The following is an 18910-nucleotide window of genomic DNA, read 5'->3' as shown; positions in this document are numbered from 1 at the left end:
GTATAATTTTATTAAATTTACCCTAGTTTCTTTAATTTATATATATTAAGATTATATGCTATAATTATTCTATATTTATTTGCAAGGAAAAAACATGGCTAAAAAAGAATTATTTACTAAAAAAGAAAAAGATCTAACAGTTTCTGTTCACTATTCTATAAGAGGTTCATTAGTTAAAAAAGTGGAAGAAGATGCAGAGAAATATAACATAACAAAATCCAAAGTTGTTGATACTATTTTAGAAGATTATTATAAGAATAAAAAAATATAAATTATTACATAATTATGCTATATTTATGCTATAATTATAGTAGAGAAAAATTATGAGCGTTCAAAAAATAGAAAATTTAATATCCTAATTATTAACTGAATAAGTTGAATTTTTAAAATTTAAACTTAACTCAAAAATAAATAAGAATATAAATGATGCTATCACAAAAGCAATTTACATCCGCTATATTTCGCACTTTAAATCGCTTTCATAAACTCTCGTTATTATAAATTTAAAATTTATCAAATATTCTATGATATAAAAAAATTGTCGAAATTAGCAATATTTCAAATTTACAACACTTTTAATTGAAGATACAAAGCACTTTGATTATTTAATAAATAACAATAATGGATTAATAGAATGAAAAATATTTCAGTCAATTTATTGGTTTTCATAAACAAAAAAAAGAAATTCTATAAAATACCAGAACCAAATAACTAAAAAATAATAACAGAAGATGTATATTATCTTAGAATTACAGACTAAATTGCTTATGAATTAAAAATGTTATCTAAGCACAATTCAAATAATCACAAGATTAAAAAATACCTATAATAAAAGGAGGGGAAAGTCAGATATCATATTCCAAGTAATAAATAGTTTTTATAGAAAAATAAAATATATAATTAATAATAGATTTAAAGAATTGAGTTCAAAATATTTGCTTCAATGTTATGAATTTGATTAATGATGTAAATAAAATAATAATAAATTATATTTATCGGCATGGGATATAAAATACAGGTGAGTATATGAGTAAAGAAAAGGGTCAAGTTTTTACGCCAAATTGAATTGTTAAAGAGATGATAAAATTTTGTGATATTGATGATATTACTAAAATTAAAATAATTGACAATTCTTGCGGGGATGGTGCTTTTATCTGTGAAATAGTAAGACAAATAATTTACAAGAAACCAACAAATTTAAAGAAAATATTAGAAAATAATATTGTTGGAATTGAACTTGATGAAATGGCTTATAATCAATGTTTAAATAATTTAAAAGAAATTGAAAAGCAACATAAATTACCTAAAATAAAATGAAATATAAATAATAATAATACATTAAAAATTTACAAAAATTACAAAAATAAATTTGACTTAGTTATAGGAAATCCGCCTTATGTTAGAATACACAATACAGTAGAAGATTTGTCCGAATTTGAATTTTGTAAAAAAGGAATGACAGATTTATTTCTAGCTTTCTATGAAATAGGAATAAAAATGTTGAAACCAAATGGTAAATTATGTTATATTAATCCGAGTTCAATTTTTAATAGTAAGGCTGCGGAAATAGCAAGAAAGAAAATTTTAGAATTAAAAATATTAACAAAAGTTATTAATTTTAAACATACTCAATTATTTGAAAAGATTACAACTTATTCAACAATTCTTTTATTAAATAAAAATAATAAATCAAAAACAATTAAATATTTTGAAAATGATTTTAATAATCCTGCCATTTTAACTTATGGTGAGTTTAATATTAATGATTCTTGATATTTTGATAAATCATTAGAGAGATTGCGAATGCTAAAAAACATTATTACAAATACAAAAACAAAAAAATATACAGTTAAAAATGGAGTGGCTACTTTATGTGATGAAGTATTAATTAATGATAGTATTCCTTGTAGTAAATACACTATTAATATTATTAAAGGTTCTACTCTAAAAGAGTCAAAAACTTTATTTTTATATGATGATGATTTTGTACCAATAGATTTTAATAATATTCCACAAAATATTAAGGAATATCTATTAAAAAATAAAGAGAAACTTCAAAATAGAGATCTAGAAAATAAAGATATTTGATGAATATACGGCAGAACGCAAAGTATTAAAGATAAAAATTTTATTAAATTATGTATCAATACAACTATCAAAGATTTGAAGACAATTAAAACAAAAATAATAAAGAAAGGCGAATTGATTTATTCCGGTTTATATATAAATATTTATAATGAAAACGAAATTCAAAAAATTCAAGATTTAATAATTAATCAAAATTTTATCGATTATATTTCTGTTTTAGGAAAATATAAATCCGGTGGATACTATACATTTAATACAAAAGATTTATCTAATTATTTAAATTATTATGCTAATTAATGGTATTTCTTTATCTCATCAACAATATAATTAATAAATTTGCCATAATCATTTAAAATTATTGCTTCTCCATATTCAAAATTCTCTAATTTATAATCAACGAATTTAAAATCATTTTTTAAACAAAAATCTTTATACTCAGATAAATCTTTGCATTTAAATAAATCATCTATTTCAAATTTATTAAATTTCTTATTTACTATATGCAAAAACATTTTTGACGGAACAAATAAATTATTTATTACATCTTCAAATGATAGTTTTTTATATTTTGATAATTTTTCTGATGTAATTTCTTCTCATTTAGAAATATTTTTCTTTTTATCAAAATACGGTAATCAATGATCAATAATAAATATTTGAAAATATGGTATTCCAGCTTTTCTAATATTTGAGGTTTCACCCAACATGTTTTCAAAATAATTATTTGAATTTTGAAAATAATTACTCATAACAAATTTTACTGCCACACCAGCAATGTGAACTGGCTTGTTATCAACTATTTTAGAAATAGTTATGTCAACTTTTTTCGGCATATAATTACCTGTTATCACCTCTTCTTTACCTTTGTTGGTATTAATCGAATCCACTCTATAATTGTCATTCAATTTTTCTTTGATGCTATTAGCAATATAACCGTGTAGAATTTTTAACTTTTCATTTGATCTAGCACTTGTATTTAAATATTTTATAAATGATTCTTTTAATATATTGTTTATTTTATTCATATTTGCCTCATATTTTAAACAATTTCATTATATACAAAAGTCTCAACAAAATAACTAAAAAGTAATATATAACTATAAATATCATTGAAAAAAAGAATAAAAACAAAATTCAAGTATTGTTTTTAACATAACCGGTGAAAACATCACTATTGAAAAAAGTTCAGAAAATTAAATTAAGCTATTAAGTTTTATAAATGATCAACACAGAAATGTATGATCGTTTTTTTTATTTTATTAATTATTTATATAATGAATTTTAAATAAAAAAAAATGAGTATGAAGTAGATACTCATTTTAATCGGAATTTAAAAATATATGGTGCCGTTTACTAGAATTGAACTAGCGACCCCTTCCTTACCATGGAAGTGCTCTGCCCCTGAGCTAAAACGGCAACTCATTGATATTATATAGATTTTTAAAATTTTTCAACAAATTTATTTGTTATTTATTGTAGTTTTTTCATGTTTTAATAAATTAATTTTTGTTTTAATATTTCCTGTAAAACCACCAATTGAATTAATGGATAATACACGATGACAAGGAATAACAATAGGAAAATTGTTCATTCCACATGCTGTTCCAACTGCTTGGCATGACATTCTTTTTATCCCATTTTTCATTGCAATATTTTCTGCTAATTCTTTATATGTTTTAGTTTTTCCATATTCAATTTGGCTTATTTCAAATCAAACATCTTTTTGAAAATCAGTTCCAACAATGTTTAAAGGAATATCAAATTTTAAAACTCGATTATTAAAATAATTATCTAGTCATTCTCTAGTTTGTTTAATAATTTTCGAATCATTATTTATATAAGGAAAATGATTTTTCTTAAGGAAATCAATTTTGGTATAAATCTGATTAGGATTAATGGAAATTTTTGTTAAAGATTCTTGATTAGCTTGTAATAAAATTACTCCGATTTTAGATTGATAGAAATCAAAATATTCATCTAATTGTCAAATTCCATTAGGTTTTCAAATATCTTTTTCCACACATTTTCAAATGTAAAATGATGCTATTGAACCATATGGCGAGAATTTCTTTTTAAAATTATTTAATTGTTTTTCTGATATTGCTTTTAAACTATATAAATTCTTTAATCCAGTTTTAATTCCTAAATCATGAATACTAAATATATTCATCCGATTTAAACAAAATATTAAAACCATTTCAGCCGTTCAAATACCAATTCCTTTTAAAGTGGTTAAATATTCAATTGCTTCTTTATCATTCATTGAACTTAATTTATCAATATCAAATTCTTTATTTTTAACTTTTTGAATAAATTCAAAAATATAACCGGCTTTTTGTTTTGATAAACCAAAGTTTTTTCAATCATTATAATTTAAATTTTGTGTTGTCTCTAGATTTATTTCTTTTAATGTATTTTCGATATTATTTCATATTTTATTTTGAATCTGAATACTCATTTGTTGACCAATGATATTCTTAATGATAGATTGAAATATATCTCTTTCTAAAGGTATTTCAAGCATTCCAAATTTATCAATAATTTTTCTTAATTTTACATCAACATTTTTTAAAAAATCCAATGCAGATTGATTGTATTTAAAAACCATCTTAACCTCTTTTTTATATTATATATAACCAAAATTAAATTGCATTAATTAGAATAAAAAAATTCTTGCTTTTAATATGTGTTTGTTATAATTTTTAAGTTATGGAAAAATCAATGCGTGAATCACTATTGGCAATTAAATTAAAATATGAAGAAATTGCTAACGAATTATTAAACCCAGATATTTTTAATGATATTAAGAAATATACAAAATTAAATAAAGAACAAAGCTCAATTAAAGAAATTTATGACGCTTTTAATAACTTTTTAAAAGCAGAAAATATATATAAAGAAGCTAAAGAAATTTTAAATGTTGAAAAAGATGCTGAATTAATTGAATTAGCCAAAATCGATATTATTGAACAAGAAAAAATTATTGAAAAACTGGAAGAAGAATTAAAAGAACTTTTATTACCAAAAGACGAAAACGATGATAAAAACGTTATTATGGAAATCAGAGGAGCAGCTGGTGGTGATGAAGCTAATATCTTCTCAGGTGATTTATTCAAAATGTATCAAAAATACTGTGAAACAAATGATTTCAAAATCAAAATTATTGATTACACATATGGAACCGCAGGTGGATTTAGTCAAATTGTTTTTACAGTTAAAGGTGAAAAAGTTTTCTCTAAATTGAAATACGAAAGAGGAGTTCATAGAGTTCAAAGAGTTCCACAAACTGAAACTCAAGGTAGAGTACACACATCAACTGCAACAGTAACTGTCTTACCAGAAGTTGATGAAGATGTAAAAATTGATATTTCAAGTGATGATATTGAAGTTGATGTCTTTCGTTCATCAGGGGCTGGGGGACAATCTGTTAATACAACAGACTCAGCTGTTAGAATAACACACAAACCAACTGGAATTGTTGTTACTTCACAAGATGAAAGAAGTCAAATTCAAAATAGAGAAACAGCTATGAAAATTTTACGTGCTAAACTATATGAATTAGAAATTAAAAAACGTGAAGAAGAAGAAAGTGGTTTAAGAAAATTAGCGGGTACTGGGGATCGTAGCGAAAAAATTAGAACATATAACTATCCACAAGATCGGGTTACTGATCACAGAATTGGTTTTTCTACTTCTTTAAAAGTTGTTATGGAAGGTGAATTAGAAAAAATCATTGAACAACTTAGTGCTGATGAAAAGGCTAAAAAAATTAGTGAGGCTGGTTTATAATGATTGAAAAAGAGGTACTACTTAGAGAAAAGCTAAGATATAATTTACCTCTTTTTGTTTCTAAAAAAGAGCTTAAATTATTAAAAAAAGATGTTCCAGTACAAAAAATTATTGGACTACAAGAAATGCAAAATGTAACTTTGCATTTAAATTACAATGTATTAATTCCGAGATACGAAACAGAAGAGGTTATTCTTGAATGTTATCAATATCTAAATAAACAATCAAAGGTCTTAGATTTAGGATGCGGTTCTGGTTTTATTGGACTAGCAATTAAAAAGAACATTAACTGCGATGTCACTTTAGTTGATAAATCAAGAGATGCCATAAAACAAACAAAACATAATGCGAAATTAAATGGTTTAGATGTCAAAATCCTAAAATCTAATTGATTTAAAAAAGTAGACAAAAAATATGACTTAATTGTTTCGAATCCGCCTTATTTAAACAAAAATGATACATTTTCTAACTCTTTAAAACACGAACCAAAAAATGCTTTATTTGCCAAAAATAATGGTTTATATTGTTATCAATTAATCTTAAAACAAGCTTATGATTATTTAAATGATTATGGGGTTTTAATCTTTGAAATTGATAACAATGCATCAATTTGATTTAAGCAAAATTATCCAAATGTAATTATTAAAAAAGACATTAATGGTAAAAACAGAATTGCAATTTTAAAGAAAGAAGATTTACATTTTTAGCACTCTAACGTAAATTGTGCTAAAATATTTACATTATGAGTAAAGATTCAAAAAGAGATTATTATGAAGTTTTAGGAATAGCTAAAAATGCAACTGAAAAAGAAATTAAAAGTGCATATCGTAAATTAGCAATGCAATATCACCCCGATCGTAATAAAGCTGCTGATGCTGAAGAGAAATTCAAAGAAGCAACAGAAGCATATGATGTGTTAATTGATCCTGAAAAGAGAAGTAAATACGATAAATATGGACATAACGCATTTGACAAAAACAACTTTAATTTTTCAGACAGCTTTTTTGATGATATTTTTAAATCATTCGGTGGAAGTTTTAGTGGTGGCAATCCTTTTGAAGATCTATTTAACTTCGGAGGTTCATCTAGAAGACAAAAAAGATCATCAAGAGGAGATGATTTACAACAATCAGTTTCAATTGATTTCCTCGATGCAGTACATGGTAAAAAAGCAAAACTAACCTTGAATAAAAATACAATCTGTAATCACTGTCAAGGTAGTGGAGCGGAAAATCCAAGCGATATTATTACTTGTTCAACATGTAATGGTACTGGTGAGATTATGCAAAGAATGGGTTTCTTTTCAACAGTATCAACATGTTCAAAATGTTATGGAACAGGTAAAACCATTAAAAATATTTGTAAAACATGTAAAGGAAGCAAAATCAATTCAAGTATTGAATTAGTTGATATTGATATTCCAGCTGGAATTGCTAATGGTGAACATATTATCTTACAAGGTTATGGTATGCCATCATTAAATGGTGGAAAAAATGGTGATTTATACTTAATTGTAAAAATTAAACCACATAAATATTATGAAAGAATTAATGACGATATACTAATTTCAGTTCCAATCTCTATTCAACATTTTCTTCAAGAAAATGAAATTGAAATTCCAACTCCACACGGAGATAAGAAAATTAAATTAACTCATGATACAAAATTAAATGGCATTATTAAAATTGCTGGTTATGGTATTCATAACGCTAGAAGCAAAAGAAAAGGCGATTTAATTATCACCTTACAACCATATATGCCAAAAATTGATAAGAAAAATAAAGAAAAAATTGATGAAATATTTGCAAATGTAAAAGATTCTACTTTCGAAGAATGAAAGAAAGATTTCTAGAGTCTTTTTTATTTTGCAAAGTTTAAACGCAAATAAGTTATATAATTAGAACATTATTTTTTAGGGGAGGATTTATGCAAAATAAAGTATTGATAGTGGAATCGCCAAATAAAGTTAAGACAATTCAGAAATACGTTGGAAGTAATTACAATGTTTTATCATCTGTCGGACATATTTTAAAACTATCAACTTCAGGCGAAAGTAATTTAGGTATTGATTTTGAAAAATGAGAACCTAAAATGATTGTTGATCGTACAAAATCTAAAATCATTAAAGAATTAAAAGACGCCGTTTTGAATGCTGATGAAGTATTAATTGCAACCGACCCCGACCGTGAAGGTGAAGCAATTGCTCAAAATTTAGTTGATGTACTGAAAGTTGAAAATAAATATAAAAGAATTAAATACAACGAAATCACCAAAGAAGCAATTGAATATGCTTTAAACCATCCATTAGAAATTGATAAAGATTTAGTTAATGCACAAAAAACACGTAGAATGATGGATAGAATTATTGGGTTTAAACTTTCACAATTAATGAAACAAAAAGTGAAAAACACACCAACAATTCCTTCAGCGGGCCGTGTGCAATCTATTGCATTAAAACTTGTTTGCGATAAAGAAAAAGAAATTAAAAATTTCATTCCAACTTTATATAGCAAAATAACTGCAAAAATTAATGACTATACAGAAGCTGTTTTCTTCTACGATGATATCAAAGATTTTGATAATGACAATACATGAATTAATCGTGATAAAGTGGATCGTATTTATAATACAATCAATCAAAAAATGTCATTACTAGTTACTGATTTTAAAATCACCAAACGTAGAGAAACACAAATCACCCCTTTTAAACAATCTGTTTTATATAAAGAAGCTAAATATTCATCTTCAATTGTGCAAGTTTCTGCGCAAAAATTGTTTGAAAAAGGTTTGATTTCATACCCAAGAACTGACTCAACCAGAATGAGTGAATCATTTATTCAAAAAGCCAAAAAATATATTGAAAACGTATATGGAATTGAATATGTAGCTAGCGAAATTAAAGGTTTTAGTGGTACTCAAGATGCCCATGAAGCAATCAGACCAACTGATGTATATTTAACTCCAAATAAAGCTATTTCTGAATATGATTTAAACGAAGTTGATGCTTATATTTATGAATTAATTTATAACAAAACTTTATCATCAATTATGACAGTTCCCCAAAGAGAAGTTTATAGCTATGAATTGCAAAATTCTGGATATAAATTTAGAATGTCATATTCAAAAGTTATCTTCAAAGGTTATTATGAATTAATTGGTTATGAACAATCAAAAGAGTTTGATAAATACGAAATTGGTGATGAAATTGATGTTCAAGAATACATTAAATCAGATAAAGAAACATTACCACCTTCAAGATATAATGAAGGTTCATTGATCAAAATGTTAGATGATATCAAAGTCGGTAGACCTTCAACATTTGCTTCAACTGTCAATGTTATTAAACAAAGATTATTTGTTGAAAATATCAATAACCAATTACATCCAACCCATTTTGGTTTAACAGTTTTAGATAAATTAATTAATGGTTTTTCTAAAACAATTAATGAAGAATATACAGCACATATTGAAGAAAAATTAGATAGAATTGCCGAAGGTCAAGAAGATTACATTAACATCATTAGTAACTTCTATAATAAATTTATTGACCATTTTGAAGATGCATCAAAAACAATGGAAATAAGCATTTTACCACAAGAATTCATTGAAGAAAAATGTCCTGAATGTAATGGAGATCTACTATATAGATATACAAAAATTCGTAAAGAAAAATTTATAGCTTGCAGTAATTTCCCAAAATGTAGATATACACGTGCATTAGAAACAACTAAAAAAAGACGTTTCTTTAGAAAAAGCAAATAATTTTGCTTTTTTATTTTTTTAAAATAAAATGCAATAAAAAACTCTATTTTGATAGATTTTAAATGTTATTGCAATTATTAATACTAAGATTGTAAATCTTAGAGGGTTTTTGTTTAAAATATAATACTATGAAAAAAGCAAGTAATAATTTAGTTCAAAAAACTAAGAAACAAAAAATTTGATTAGGGATTTTCTGAACGGTTGTTCCTACATCCATTGTTGGAATTTTAGGTGGTGCTATTTATTTCATTCATAAAAATTCACGTTCATTAGAAAAAGAATTCTATAGCCCAAGTGATTTTGAAAAAGAAATTAATAAAATAGAATTATCATCTTCAATTGAAATATCACAAAATGCCAAAACCATTTACAACAACTACTTAAAAAATAAGAAATTCAAAGAGGAACAATTAGAGAAAAATCCTAATAACAATCTTCCTTCAGCGATTTTTGATCCGCATAAAGCGATTACAAGTATTGTTTCAAATAACTTAACATACAATCAACAAAGAACAATTATCTTTACTTATACAGATTTAAAATATAACGAAAATGAACCAGATGTTTTAGAAGTGTTCTATGATGTTAATTTAAATCTTGAATATGCAAAAGGTGTGTTTGAATGAAAATGAATTCAAAATACCGATAAATCAAAATATTATCACCAAAGAAGTCAAAAGATAAGCTTCGTTTCATGAAGTGAAGATTGAGATTCAAATATTGAGTTTAAAAAAGCATTTTCTAATCATGAAGAAGATATTAAACGAATTATTACTCATCGTGAAAACGAAAATGATAGTACTGGTGAAGAATGATTCGCAAGCGAGAAATTCCAAGAAGATGTTTTTAATTGATTTAAAAATATTGTTATTGAAAGCAATGTTGCTCCTAACATATATAGTTTAGAAAATTATGATATTTTAGCATATATCACTAAAGAACGCCCATATGTATCTTGAATCCCAACAAAAGGATTAAATAACTTAGAAATCAATTACTACTATCAACATAAAACTGATCCAAAAATTAAATCAGAACCTAGAAGAAAAATCTTCACAATTAACAACGTTTAATTAATGAAAAACAAAATTAATAAATCTATTGATAAAAATTTTTTGAGTTATTTAAATTCAGAATATAAAAAACTAAAGAATATTCAAAGCTTTTTCAATACAAGTGAATATTATTCAAAAATTGTTGATAACGATTTTGAAAAATATTTTATAGATTCCAATGTAATCAATGATATTCACAACAATTTATATACAAAACAAAGAAAAATTGAAGAATTTTTTGATGAAAATAATGAAGTATTAAATTCAATTAAAAATATTTCATCAATCCGTAGTAATAACAATAATACCAATGAAAATTTATTAAATATAAGAAATTCATTAAACAATAAGAGGTAATTTATGAAACATAAAAGAATTAATATAGCCATCGATGGACCAAGTGGAGTGGGGAAAACAGTTATGGCCACCATGCTTGCACAAAAATTAAATTATAAATTTTTAAGTAGTGGAAGTTTTTATCGAATTATTGCATACAACGCTTTAATTCAAAACATTAATTTAGATGATGAACAAGCCATCAATGATGCTTGAGATTTTCATGATATAGATATTCACGACGACGGAAGCTTTATTTTCAAAGGAAAAGATGTTTCTAAAGAAATTCGTGCCGATGAAGTATCACAAGCCGCTTCAAAAATTGCTAAATATGGTTCAATAAGAGAAAAAATTAACAAATTTATCCAAAGCTACGGGGCTGCTAAAAAAGGTATTATCGTTGATGGAAGAGATGCTACATACCGTATCTTACCTCAAGCTGAAGTTAAATTCTTTTTATGAGCATCTTCTGAGGAAAGAGCATTGAGAAGAATTAAACAAAATAATGAATTAGGTATTCCTAGCGGAAGCTATGAAGAGGTATTGCAATCAATTAAGGAACGTGATTACAATGACATGAATAGAAAAATTGACCCACTAAAAGTTAGTGAAGGAAGTATTGAAATTGATACTTCTGGTATGTCAATTGAAGAAAATTTTGAAGCTCTATATAAATATGTAAAGGAAAAACTAGAATAATGAGAAATACAGTTGCAATTATTGGAAAACCAAATGTTGGGAAGTCAACCTTATTTAATAAAATCATTAACAAAAGAAAATCAATTGTTTATGATACACCTGGTGTAACTAGAGATCGTCTATACGACAAAGGTGTATGAGTTGGTAAGGAATTTAACATCATTGACACAGGTGGAATCACAATTGAAAATGAAGATTTCAAACAACAAATTAAACTTCAAGCGCAAATTGCCATTGAAGAAGCTGATGTAATTATTTTCCTTTTAGATGGTCGTGATGAATTAACAAACGAAGATTACTATGTAGCTGAATTGTTAAGAAAAAGTAATAAACCAATAATCATTGGAATAAATAAGCTTGAAGGAAGCTCATATATTGACCCCATAATTTATAAACTTGGTTTTAAAAACATTTTTCCAATCAGTGCAATTCACGGTGATGGATTAGGAAACTTATTAGACGAAGTTATCAATAATCTTGATTTCAGTGATAAAGAAGAATCTAGATCTTTTAAACTAACATTACTTGGTAAAACAAACGTTGGTAAAAGTACTCTTTTAAACAGATTAACTAACGAAAATCGTTCAATCGTAAGCAATATCGCTGGTACAACCAGAGATTCTGTATCTTCATTTATTAAAATCAATAAAGAAGAATATGAAATTATTGACACAGCTGGTATTAAAAGAAAAAGCAAATTAGAAGATAGTATTGAACATTATGCTTTAATGAGAGCAACTGAATCAATTGAAGAAGCAGATTTATGTCTATTACTATTAGATGCAACTGATGAAGTTAGCCATTTTCACCAAAACATCATTGGTATTGCATACGATCTTAAAAAACCAATGATTGTTGTTGTTAATAAATGAGATTTAATTGAAAAAGATACTTCAACAATGGATAATTTCAAAAAGAATTTAAAAAAGAAATTGAAATTTGTTGATTGAGCTCCAATTGTCTTTATTTCTGCTAAAAATAATTCGCGGATTCATAAATTACAAGATACAATCACTCAAGTAAAAAGAAATATTTTCAGAGATGTTAAAACTTCTGATTTAAATAACGTCATTATGTCTGCTCAAATGATGAAACCAGCAAGTTCAATTAACGGAAAAAGATTGTCAATTAAATTCATTAAACAAATACCTGCTAAAATACCTACATTTATTTTGTTTGTAAATAATACAAAATTAGCCCACTTTACATATTTAAGATACATTGAAAATCAAATTAGAGAAAACTTTGATTTTTCAGGAACCCCTATTGAATTAATTTTAAAAAATAAAAATGGAGAGGAATAAATATGTTAAAAAGAATTTCAATAATTGGTAGTGGAGCAATGGGAACAGCTTGCGCTGTACCATTGCATGATAATAAACTTGATGTAACAATATACGGAATTGACCAACAAGAATTAAACGATTTATCAAAAGGTTGCAATCTTAAATATTTCAATTCAAGCTTTGACATTCCTTGTTTTAAAACAACAAATAATTTAGATGAAGTAATCAATAGTGATTATATCTTACTGGCGGTTCCGACAAAATTTGCTGGTAGTGTTGTTGACGAAATTATTGCTAAAATTAAACCGAATCAAAAAGTTACATTGATTAATGTTGCTAAAGGATTTTGACCAAATTCAAATGTTTCAATTCATGAAGCAATTAAAGAAAAAATCAAAAACCATTCTGGTATTGTCAATGTAGTTTCATTAATTGGACCATCTTTTGCAATTGAATTAGTTCAAAGAAAAATTACTTTAATGTCAGCTGTTTGTGATAATCTTAAAGTAGCTCAAGATATTCAGGAATTATTCTCAAACCATTATTTAAGAATCTACACACAAACTGATATCAAAGGTGCCGAAACTGGTGCTATATTCAAAAATATGTTAGCAATCGCAACTGGTATGTTAGATGGTTTAGGTTATTCAATGAATACACAATGCGCTTTATTAACAAGAGCATTCAAAGAAATTGAACTATATAACGAATTTATTGGTGGTAAAAAAGAAACGTTATATGGTTTAACTTGTTTAGGCGATTTAATGTTAACTTGTCTATCTGATAAATCAAGAAACTATACATTTGGTAAACAATATATTCAAAGTAGAACCATTAACACCAATATGACCGTAGAGGGTTTAAATTCTATTCAATTAATTTATAACGAATATATCAAAACAAAAATTTTAAATCTACCAATTATAAAAACATTATATGAAATTCTATATAAAAATTACAGCATTGAAAAAGCTATTCAAGATTTATTAACTAGTCATTTGAGATGTGAATAATTGTGCTATAATTAATTCACAAAAATTAAATTTGGAGGTAATCAATGAACAAAAAACAATTAATCACTAAAACCAGCGAAGTAACTGGTCACTCACAAGTTTTAATTGAAACCATCTTTAATCACATGCAAGCAATTATCGCTGAAGAACTTGCAAAAGAAGAAAAAGTTTCAATTTCAGGTTTTGGTACATTTTCTGCAGTGAAAAAAGAAGAAAAAGAACGTGAAAATTACTTCACAAAACAAAAAATTGTTGTTGCTGCAAAAATTGAACCTAAATTTAAATTTTCATCTGTATTCAAAGATGAATTAAACAAAAATTAATTCCATTCAATTAAAGATAAATAATCTATGATACCTGGAAATTCCAATGAAATCTCAATTCCAGATTTGAGAATTTCATCAAATTTCAGGTGTTTTTTATTTGAAATAATCTTTTTAAAATTATTGTGATTAATAAAAATAAATTTATTTTGCAATTTAAAATAGAATATTCAAAACGTTATCCCACCAAATTTTGTAATTAAATCTAAATATTCAATTTGATGATTTTTAATATTGTTTAAGCTGAAGTTCTTTTCTTCAGTTGATTTAGCTTCAAAAGCAAGAAATCTACCTTTGTATATACCATAATAATCGACTGTACTTTTGCTTTTAATTTTAGTTCCTGTTAATTGAAGTTCTTTATTGATTACATTGACATTTTTAAAAGTGATATCAAGATTTTTCTTATGTATCATTGCAATATTACGATTTAGGTAAAACATATTTGTTGCATTGATAATGGATTCTAAAAACATTCCGCGATTTCTATAATTACTCATATTTATAATTATTAACAATTAAAAAGAAAGGTATTCCCTTTCTTTTCTTAAATTTTTCCTAAAATGATAATTTTTCATTCAATATAATTGAACATTGACGATTATATTCATTTTTATGTTCCAAAACATATTGAATTAAATCAAATGCCATTATCATTGCTAAAACGTCGTTATGGCAATATAATTTCAATTTAGAACAGTATTCTTGTCATTCTAAATCTTTAATTGCATTACATGCTCTTGATGTGGCTATTTGCAATGCCATTGATCCGTTTTTGACTTCTAATTCCGAATACGGAGTAATTTTATGTTTTAAATCAAAGTTATTACTTGTTACGAATTTCTCAATTTTCTTAATTGAATACAAACCTTTTAACGCGGAAATATGTATTGCTGCCGAACATACTCCGTCAGCTGTTTTACATTTAAAAAAGTCAGCAATGTCAATCATTAATTCAACAATTTTATTACCTTTGTTTTTAATATCTTCATATTTTTCATCGCTGATTACATTCTTTGTATTAAATAATGAAATCATATCTATTAACTCATTAATTCTAGATTTTTCATATGTTTGATTGAACACAACATAACCGCTAGCTAATGGATCGTATATATCATCAATAATTTGGCATAACACATCTGCATTTAATTTTTGTGGATCGTATATATAGTCAAAGGAATCATAAATTTCATTATTTTCAGTTTTGATAATTGATGTTTGACAAGGGATTTGATTTCACGCAATATTATAATCCATTAATGGAATAGGCAATGATACACCTTCAAAATCAAACCATACTAACTTTGAATTTTTATCAAATAATGCGCTATATTTTGTTTGCAGAAAATTCATTATGTCTTCATTAACACAAATTATTTTGTTTGAATAAAATGTTTTGAATTTCATTAATGAATCATATTTCTCTTGTTTTATTTGGTTGAATAAAACAATGTTTGCAACAACCTTTGACGATGAAACTCATTCGGGATATTTCTTTTCCAAATATTTTAAACGAACTGAATTATCTGAATCATACAAGGTAGTTCCACTGATATCTCTAAGTTCACAATTGTCAAAATCAAATTTATGTAGCAATGGTTCTCTGTCTATATTATTTATGAAATAAATAAATTTCTCAAAATCACAACAATAATGTTCTTCTGAACTTATGTCAAATTTTTTTCAATATTTTCCATCATCAACGAAATCAATTAATCTTCGTTGTTCTTTATTATTTAAAACTGCATTTTGATACTCAAGCGAACCTTTTTCAAATGTTTTTGATGAATAACCAGATTTACTATCGCTACTTGTATATGAGATAATAAAATCAATTTGACCTTTTTTAACATATTTTCTTTTCATTACTTTGGGTAATAAAATTGCATATTCAATAACTAAAAAACCTGATTCACGAATTAAATTAACATCATAATAAGCTTTGATTATGTTTTTTAACTTTGTTTTACTTGAAAAGTTTAAATGCCCGACTATTTTATGTTTAGCATCATAATAAAATGGTTTAGAAATTGCATTTTTGTATTCAAAAACTGGATTAATTATTAATTCAAAACCTTCTGCAATTGCATTTTTAGTAGCGGCAATTAAATAATCGTTAGATGCTTTTTTTGATAAACAAATAATTTTCTTTTCATTAATGTTTGAATAATTTTTATAATCATTAAGTAAAAAATTAACAGCTTTTTCACTATATAAATTTAAACCTGTTTCATATACTTTAATGTTATTGAACTCGTTAATTAATTGTGTTAAATCATTAAATAAATTATTATCATTAATTAAGTTTTTAAACTGATTATCATTGTGATATTTATTGTCAATATATTTGATTTTTTCAAAATATGTTTTATCAAATAAAGATTGTTTTTCTTCATTTGATAAATAATTTTTAATAAATACTTCTTCTAATTGATTACATGATTTTTCAATATTGAAATCAAGTTCATTGTATATATTTTCTTCAAACTTTTCTTCATCGTCTAGTTCGTCAATAATTTCGGGTTCAATATGAGTATCATTTAACATGAAATATGGATGAAATTTATTTAATTTAAAAAAATGAGTATATGAAAAATACTTAGGTTTATTCATTTTCAGGAACAGCCTTTCCTTCTTCTACTCATTTATTATATAAATTACTTCATTCATCCAAATTCTTACATTTAAGATACTCAAGCAAATCTGCATCAATTGATTTTCATTTTGGACTAATTCCTGCAGTTGTATATCTCTTATATCACGCTTCACAATAATTCAAATCATCTTTAACTTGGTTTTCATTGACGTGATATGTGTAATTAGAAACGTATCTTTTATGAACATTAACTTTTGCTGGATCTAAATAATCTTGGTCTTTTAAAAAGATTGCGACAATAGAGAAGGCTGGAGCACCAATTAAATAAGCATATAATTGTGCTTGTTTTAAATATCCAAGTGGCAAGCCATATGTCTCTCAATTGGCTTTATTTTTTTCATTAGTAGTTTTGATTTCAATAATTAAATTTTTCTCTTTTGCATAGCCATCTGGTAATCCACCAAATAGTTTATTTTCTTTAAAATAATCATATTGATAATCAACCGCATTAAATCTTTGCAATTTTTCATTTAAAGCAACTTCAACCAATTCAAGGATTTTAGGTTCAATTATTTGACCGGCATTAACATATTTACGATCTAAAACAGGAAGTGATAAGCCACATATTCTAGCAAATGCAGCAAATTCACTACTATATTGTGAAACCTCTAAAATATCTCCCAAAGCTGAACCGGTCATTTTTCTAAAACCTCCAAATTGTGTTGAAGGTGTTTCGCTTAATTTTTTATGAAAATGAGGTTTTAAAACAAGGACTTGATTGTCGTTATCTAAGACATATTCACTTTCATTGTAGAAAAATCTTTTTGGTGGTTTATAGATCATCATTATTGTCTCACTTATTGATAATTTCATCTTCAAAAGTTACTTGTGGATATTTTGATTTCAATACATTTCATACGCATGAAATGTCGGTATTAGGATTTTCTTTTAAAATAAATTGGCATTGTTCATAAGTTAAAATAGCATCGTAAATTGCTTTATAAGAAGTATTAATTTGAGATTCGTATTTTTTATATTCTTCAATAACTTTTAAATCAATGTTTTCTTCAGTTTCTTCTGGGAAATAGCAATGTACAATTTCGTGTAATAAAGCAAAAAAGATATAGCATTCAACATTGTACATATCAGATAAAAAGATATATCTCTTTCCACCTTTTTTCAAAGTAATTCCTCTAATTGCAGATTTTTCAATGAAATGCTTAGTAATTAGAATAATTCCTTTGGTTAATAAATAATCTTTAATTTTGGCAATTTTCTTTTCAAATGTTAATTCTTCATTGCTCATGATGATTAACAATGTTTTAATAATTGGACTGAATAATCCTTTTCTAAATACACCTACTGGTTTGTTATTATCAAATTTAACAGATAGTTCACAAAATCTAATTCAAATATACGAATTTGGTTTATTGAAATATTTACCATATTCAGCTAAAACATGTTCTTTTAAATATTCAGGATAATCATTTAAAGATGACACTCCATAAAAACGTTTTAAATTTAAGAACTTCAAATGCAATGGCATTTGTTCTGTTATGCGTATATTGAATGGATATGAAAGTTCGGGATGATCAATAATAAAATTGATTCCAAATTTCTTCAATTGTTCCTCAATATTTGCAGATGTTCTTGTTGCTTTTAAATTAGAATACATATGATAAACCGCGGTTAAAGAACCAGTTTCCAAACGAAATGCATATTCCAATCCTTCTAAAATTGATACAGATATATCGGCAATTTCGTTATTAATAATACTATTAACGTGTTTAATACTCAAACCTAAACGAATTGATAATTCCTTTTGTGTCATTTGAAATTTTGATAAATAATATTTAATTTCTTCAGAAAAAGTATTTCCATGAAGAACGATATCTTTTAAATCTAAATGATTTTTAGCAGGTACTGCCATCTATACTCCTTAATTTGCTTTTCACAGTTA

General features: G+C 25.4%; 18 protein-coding genes and 1 tRNA gene. 12 read left to right on the top strand and 7 right to left on the bottom strand.

What is annotated here, in order from left to right; genetic code table 4:
* Nucleotides 1-94 precede the first annotated feature (94 nt).
* Together EXC28_RS02985 and EXC28_RS01220 are read left to right on the top strand one after the other, a co-directional pair.
* Entirely contained in the window at nt 95-271 is a 177-nt protein-coding gene (locus tag EXC28_RS02985; RefSeq protein ID WP_156933575.1) for a hypothetical protein, read from the top strand.
* A 755-nt stretch (nt 272-1026) separates the two neighbouring features.
* Nucleotides 1027-2385: an Eco57I restriction-modification methylase domain-containing protein gene (locus tag EXC28_RS01220; RefSeq protein ID WP_029330300.1), complete on the top strand. Its 1359-nt coding sequence runs from the start codon at nt 1027-1029 to the stop codon at nt 2383-2385.
* On the opposite strand, the gene EXC28_RS05585 is transcribed toward EXC28_RS01220, so the two are convergent.
* The 3 genes from EXC28_RS05585 to EXC28_RS05580 all read right to left on the bottom strand — a co-directional run bounded on the left by EXC28_RS05585 (nt 2382) and on the right by EXC28_RS05580 (nt 4696).
* Nucleotides 2382-3113 carry a hypothetical protein gene (locus EXC28_RS05585; RefSeq protein ID WP_029330302.1) on the bottom strand — a complete coding sequence of 244 codons (732 nt, stop codon included), beginning with the start codon at nt 3111-3113 and terminating at the stop codon, nt 2382-2384. The two genes, EXC28_RS01220 and EXC28_RS05585, sit on opposite strands and share 4 nt — an antisense overlap.
* Nucleotides 3114-3429: 316 nt before the next feature.
* Nucleotides 3430-3504, bottom strand: a tRNA-Thr gene (locus EXC28_RS01210).
* Nucleotides 3505-3547: 43 nt separating this feature from the next.
* A complete protein-coding gene (locus EXC28_RS05580) occupies nt 3548-4696 on the bottom strand; it encodes a methylated-DNA--[protein]-cysteine S-methyltransferase (RefSeq protein ID WP_051622578.1) in 1149 nt (382 codons plus the stop codon).
* A 101-nt stretch (nt 4697-4797) separates the two neighbouring features.
* Between EXC28_RS05580 and prfA the strand changes: the two genes are divergently transcribed.
* The 10 genes from prfA (at nt 4798) to EXC28_RS01155 (ending at nt 14351) form a co-directional block, all read left to right on the top strand.
* On the top strand, nt 4798-5877 hold the full coding sequence (gene prfA, locus EXC28_RS01200) for a peptide chain release factor 1 (RefSeq protein ID WP_029330307.1): 1080 nt from the start codon (nt 4798-4800) through the stop codon (nt 5875-5877).
* The gene (prmC, locus tag EXC28_RS01195; RefSeq protein ID WP_029330309.1) at nt 5877-6584 is read left to right on the top strand and encodes a peptide chain release factor N(5)-glutamine methyltransferase; all 708 of its coding nucleotides are present in this window, start codon (nt 5877-5879) and stop codon (nt 6582-6584) included. The genes prfA and prmC overlap by 1 nt, the downstream gene beginning before the upstream one ends.
* A 35-nt stretch (nt 6585-6619) precedes the next feature.
* A complete protein-coding gene (gene dnaJ, locus EXC28_RS01190) occupies nt 6620-7729 on the top strand; it encodes a molecular chaperone DnaJ (RefSeq protein WP_029330311.1) in 1110 nt (369 codons plus the stop codon).
* Between the two features lie 74 nt (nt 7730-7803).
* Nucleotides 7804-9639, top strand: coding sequence for a type I DNA topoisomerase (gene topA, locus EXC28_RS01185; protein ID WP_029330313.1), 1836 nt, complete (start codon nt 7804-7806; stop codon nt 9637-9639).
* Nucleotides 9640-9767: 128 nt separating this feature from the next.
* A complete protein-coding gene (locus EXC28_RS05575; RefSeq protein WP_029330315.1) occupies nt 9768-10712 on the top strand; it encodes a hypothetical protein in 945 nt (314 codons plus the stop codon).
* Between the two features lie 3 nt (nt 10713-10715).
* Nucleotides 10716-11051: a hypothetical protein gene (locus EXC28_RS01175; RefSeq protein ID WP_029330316.1), complete on the top strand. Its 336-nt coding sequence runs from the start codon at nt 10716-10718 to the stop codon at nt 11049-11051.
* A 3-nt stretch (nt 11052-11054) separates the two neighbouring features.
* On the top strand, nt 11055-11729 hold the full coding sequence (gene cmk, locus EXC28_RS01170; protein ID WP_029330317.1) for a (d)CMP kinase: 675 nt from the start codon (nt 11055-11057) through the stop codon (nt 11727-11729).
* Nucleotides 11729-13033 carry a ribosome biogenesis GTPase Der gene (der, locus tag EXC28_RS05570; protein ID WP_029330319.1) on the top strand — a complete coding sequence of 435 codons (1305 nt, stop codon included), beginning with the start codon at nt 11729-11731 and terminating at the stop codon, nt 13031-13033. The genes cmk and der overlap by 1 nt, the downstream gene beginning before the upstream one ends.
* A 2-nt stretch (nt 13034-13035) precedes the next feature.
* Entirely contained in the window at nt 13036-14028 is a 993-nt protein-coding gene (locus EXC28_RS01160) for an NAD(P)H-dependent glycerol-3-phosphate dehydrogenase (RefSeq protein ID WP_029330321.1), read from the top strand.
* 44 nt (nt 14029-14072) lie between these two features.
* Complete coding sequence (locus EXC28_RS01155; RefSeq protein WP_029330323.1) at nt 14073-14351, top strand: HU family DNA-binding protein; 279 nt, start codon at nt 14073-14075, stop codon at nt 14349-14351.
* Here EXC28_RS01155 and recU read toward each other — a convergent pair.
* The 4 genes from recU to EXC28_RS05555 are packed head-to-tail and all read right to left on the bottom strand — an operon-like array spanning nt 14348 to nt 18880.
* A complete protein-coding gene (gene recU, locus EXC28_RS01150) occupies nt 14348-14851 on the bottom strand; it encodes a Holliday junction resolvase RecU (RefSeq protein ID WP_029330325.1) in 504 nt (167 codons plus the stop codon). The two genes, EXC28_RS01155 and recU, sit on opposite strands and share 4 nt — an antisense overlap.
* A gap of 58 nt (nt 14852-14909) precedes the next feature.
* Nucleotides 14910-16967, bottom strand: a complete 2058-nt coding sequence (locus EXC28_RS05565; protein WP_029330328.1) for a UU173 family protein — start codon at nt 16965-16967, stop codon at nt 14910-14912.
* Nucleotides 16960-17796 (bottom strand): MAGa7180 family putative nuclease, encoded by an 837-nt coding sequence (locus tag EXC28_RS05560; protein ID WP_036437443.1) that lies wholly within the window; start codon nt 17794-17796, stop codon nt 16960-16962. Before EXC28_RS05560 ends, EXC28_RS05565 begins: the two co-directional genes overlap by 8 nt.
* Nucleotides 17783-18880 carry a helix-turn-helix domain-containing protein gene (locus tag EXC28_RS05555; RefSeq protein WP_051622580.1) on the bottom strand — a complete coding sequence of 366 codons (1098 nt, stop codon included), beginning with the start codon at nt 18878-18880 and terminating at the stop codon, nt 17783-17785. The genes EXC28_RS05560 and EXC28_RS05555 overlap by 14 nt, the downstream gene beginning before the upstream one ends.
* Between the last annotated feature and the right edge of the window lie 30 nt (nt 18881-18910).

Source organism: Metamycoplasma cloacale, from assembly GCF_900660735.1.
GTDB lineage: Bacteria > Bacillota_I > Bacilli_A > Mycoplasmatales > Metamycoplasmataceae > Metamycoplasma > Metamycoplasma cloacale.
The sequence above is the reverse complement of the archived record's forward strand: the minus strand, read 5'-3'. Positions and strand labels throughout refer to the sequence as shown.